2 protein-coding genes are annotated in these 2,244 nt (G+C 64.4%); both read left to right on the plus strand.

From position 1 onward, the window contains the following. Position 1 precedes the first annotated feature (1 nt). Positions 2–748 carry an ABC transporter substrate-binding protein gene (locus VG320_RS18025; protein WP_327201449.1) on the plus strand — a complete coding sequence of 249 codons (747 nt, stop codon included), beginning with the start codon at positions 2–4 and terminating at the stop codon, positions 746–748. Positions 749–980: 232 nt separating this feature from the next. Next, a complete protein-coding gene (locus tag VG320_RS18030) occupies positions 981–2,096 on the plus strand; it encodes a succinylglutamate desuccinylase/aspartoacylase family protein (protein WP_327201450.1) in 1,116 nt (371 codons plus the stop codon). Positions 2,097–2,244: the final 148 nt, after the last annotated feature.

Raw genomic sequence — 2,244 nt, forward strand, 5'->3', positions numbered from 1 at the left:
CCTGTCGGTTGCCCTGCTGGCCGTTTCGGCCAGTGCCGCCTACGCGAAGGATTGGACCACCGTGCGCTTCGGCGTCGACGCGAGCTACGCTCCGTTCGAATCGAAAGCCCCCGATGGCAAGCTGGTCGGTTTCGACATCGACCTCGGCAATGAGATCTGCAAGCGCATGAACGCCAAGTGCGTGTGGGTCGAACAGGACTTCGACGGCATGATCCCGGGCCTGAAGGCCAAGAAGTTCGACGGCGTGCTGTCGTCGATGACGATCACGCCGCAGCGCCAGGAACAGATCGCCTTCTCGGCCAAGCTGTTCGACACGCCGACGCGTCTGGTCGCCAAGAAGGGCACCACCTACCAGCCGTCGGCTGACTCGCTCAAGGGCAAGTCGGTGGGCGTCGAGCAAGGCACGATCCAGGAAACCTACGCGAAGGACAACTGGGCGCCCAAGGGCGTCAACGTCGTTCCTTACCAGAACCAGGACCAGGTCTACGCCGACCTGATCTCGGGCCGTCTGGACGCAGCGCTGCAGGACGAAGTGCAGGCTGACCTGGGCTTCCTGAAGACGCCGCGCGGCGCTGGCTTCCAGTTCGCCGGCAAGGAAATCCCGACGGGCGCCGCCGCTATCGGCCTGCGCAAGGAAGACGCCGACCTCAAGACCAAGATCGACAAGGCTATCGCCGACATGATCAAGGACGGCACGTACAAGAAGATCGAAGCCAAGTACTTCGACTTCGACGTGTACGGCGGCTAAGCATTTTTGTCGCGCTGCCCGTGTCATGCGGGCAACTCCGAAAGCCCGGACCCTTGCGGTTCGGGCTTTTTGCTTTTGGGCGCCGCGTTATGCGCACGCGCGTTTCTGCCGCGAAGTTCTGTCAATCAGGCGGATCGGCTAAGATCATGGACACCGGCCCGCCCGCGGGCCATTCCTTCGCTCACGCTCGAACAACGCGTCTCGCGCCTCAAGCGCCAGGCGTGCACCCATCATGCAAACCCACCACCATCCGTTGATTGCGCCCGCACTGGGCACCGCGCGAGAGATCACGAGTTTCCACTACGGCCAGCCCGGCGGCACCAAGGTCTATGTGCAGTCGTCGCTACACGCGGACGAGCTGCCCGGCATGCTCGTGTCCTGGGCGCTGCGCCGCAAGCTTGCCGCGCTCGAGGCCGCAGGGCGCATGCGCGGCGAAGTCGTGATCGTGCCGGTGGCGAACCCGATCGGCCTGAACCAGCATTGGCTCGGCCATCTCGTGGGGCGCTTCGAGTCGAACACCGCGCAGAACTTCAACCGCAACTTCCATGAACTGACGGCGCTCGTGCTGCCGCAGATCGAATCGCGCCTGGGGCCCGACGCCAGCGCGAACGTCAAGGCGGTGCGCGCGCTGATGGGCGAAGGCCTCACGGCCGTACAGCCAAAGACCGAACTGGATTCGCAGCGTCTCGCGCTGCAGCGTCTTTCCTACGACGCCGATATCGTGCTGGATCTGCATTGCGACTGGGAAGCCGCAATGCACATCTACACCAATCCCGAGCTATGGCCCGAGGTCGAGCCGCTCGCGCGTTACCTGGATTCCAAGGCGTCGCTGCTTGCGCTCAACTCGATCGGCAATCCGTTCGACGAAATTCACAGCTTCTGCTGGACGGAGCTGCGCGAGCGCTTCGGCGAGCGTTTCCCGATTCCGTACGGCTCGATTTCGGTGACCGTCGAGCTGCGCAGCCAGCGCGACGTCTCGCACGAATTCGCCGAGCATGACGCGCAAGCCATCGTCGACTATCTGATCACGCGCGGCGTGATCGACGGCACGGCCTCGCCGCTGCCGCCGCTCGCGCATCCGGCCACGCCGCTGGCGGGCACCGAGCCGATCGTTGCGCCCGCCAGCGGCGTGATCGTGTTCCGCGCCGACTGCGGCGCCTGGATCGACGCGGGCACGCCGGTGGCCGACATCGTCAATCCGCTCACCGACGAAGTCACCACGCTCAACGCGGGCGTGAGCGGTGTGATGTACGCGCGCCATAGCGCGCGCTTCGCAACCGCCGGGATGGAAATCGCGCGCATCGCCGGCGATACGCCGATCCGTTCCGGATCGCTGCTGTCACTCTGACTCGCCTGACCTCCCGGCTTGCAACGAGCCGGGAGGCCGTTCAAATCGTTCACTCGGGCGCTCCCGCCCGCCCCCCCCGCGTCTATCGAATATTGCAAAAATCGTCATAATCCGACGATTTTTTTGCATTCGACCCTTGTTTTCCGCG

The organism is Paraburkholderia sp. (assembly GCF_035948235.1).
Taxonomy (GTDB): domain Bacteria; phylum Pseudomonadota; class Gammaproteobacteria; order Burkholderiales; family Burkholderiaceae; genus Paraburkholderia.